Below are 1,626 nucleotides of genomic sequence, written 5' to 3'. Positions count from 1 at the left end.
TGCGCTTAAGGTACTTGTTAAGGGCTTGTTCGTTAACTTCAGGAAAATTAAAGCTGAATTTATCTAAGCTCTTTAGCCCGTTAGGCCCGGAAAAGATATTTCCGTATAAGAAAAATTCAGGGTTTGACTCGAACACCTCAATCTTATCTGTATCTGCCTTATGGTAATAACGCATCTCACTTCCTTCAGGAATTATTCCATAAACAGCGGCAAGCCTTATTTCGTTGGTTTTATTTTCACCGGAGGCATGTAACAGGCGATGATCATAAATTAATGCTTCGCCTTTTTTCATGTAAAGTGATTGCATTTCTTTCCACAATAATTTATTTGCAGTAGAAAAGGCTGATGATATATTTGCGCTACGGTATGTAGTAAGCCAGGCATGACTTTCAGGTAAAATTTTAATAACTCCGTTATCGTCATTTAAATCCACTAATGGAACCCATATATTGAAAGAACGAAACTTAGTTTCATCCACTATATTCCAATCCTGATGTGGTTCCAGCGTTCCTTTCGCTCCCTTTCCTTTAGCAATATAAGATCCGCCAAGAGGTACATGATTAATAAATATTTGGGCAATTGCGCGGGCAAAAATTTGCTTAATGAAATTATTCATTTTCATTCTAAAATCCACATCAGCAACATGTGCTGTGGCATATAGTCCTTCCTGAGACAAGGAATGATGTTGATAATAAAAATCAACAAGAGTATCGGTTTCTGCCGGTGTTAAAAAGGGTATAACTACAAAACCCTTATCTAAAAGAGCGTTATCAAGTGCTCTATCCTGCAATAATTGCTGTTGTATATCCATTATTTAAAAACTTCTGCAAGGCGTTTAAAAAAACTTTTATGCTCTATAGCGGGTAATACATCTTTACGCTTATCACAGCCGGCTTTGGTTTTTAGTGTTAGTATAAGCTCAATAGCCTCAGTACGGGAAAGTGTGGGATTTGTGTAATTAATAACTCCTATGCTTGTACCCATTTTAGGCCTCTCAAAAATGTCTTTGTAGAAATCATCGAAGCTTATTAAAAAATCTTCAGGCATGTCAAACACTTCTAATTGATCTGAGTTTGGTAATTTATAGTGAAAGCGCATGGGCGCACCTGCCGACTTAATACCAGCGGTTATTGCTTTTCGTATTTTATTTGAACGATTGGGGGGAGAGTAATGTATAACACTTTGATTAAGAATTACCGCTTCACCAGCTTTCACATTCATGGGTATGGCATGCGGTATCAACGCATCTTCATTACCCGAAAAGAAAAATGGCGCGGTTGGTGCCCTCATAGTACGGTATGCGGGGTAGTGACTTCCCGGTATTACCGATAATGCCCCATTAAACTCATTTACATCGGTTAAGGGTATCCAGCAGTTTAGGGCAACAAACTTTTCTTCGTCAACAATTGTCCAATCCTGATGGATGCCTAACTCACTATTTTGCGATGGCATTTTGAAAAGAAATGCTGCTCCAAAAGCCTGGTAACTTATAAATAACCTTTCGTAATGTTTTTTTAAAACGCCGACAATTGCATCGCTGGCCTTTTTCTTATAATCTAAATCTGGTGAGTAGCTTCCAGAAATAAAGCCCTCACTAGGTAAAGAGGGATGCATAGCATCAAAAAT

General features: G+C 38.1%; 2 protein-coding genes. Both read right to left on the bottom strand.

All coding sequences use genetic code 11. The annotated features are described in order from the left end of the window. Positions 1–811, bottom strand: an 811-nt coding sequence (locus tag QZY09_RS17510; RefSeq protein WP_295674473.1) for a phytanoyl-CoA dioxygenase family protein, incomplete at its 3' end; no start/stop codon positions are given. After that, positions 811–1,626 (bottom strand): phytanoyl-CoA dioxygenase family protein (locus QZY09_RS17505; protein ID WP_295674471.1); only part of this gene is annotated, 816 nt, incomplete at its 5' end. The genes QZY09_RS17505 and QZY09_RS17510, both read right to left, overlap by 1 nt.

Origin of the sequence: uncultured Mucilaginibacter sp., assembly GCF_903913935.1 — a bacterium.
Classification (GTDB): Bacteria; Bacteroidota; Bacteroidia; order Sphingobacteriales; family Sphingobacteriaceae; genus Mucilaginibacter.
Note: the sequence above shows the minus strand (reverse complement) of the source record. Positions and strands in the feature narration are given on the sequence as shown.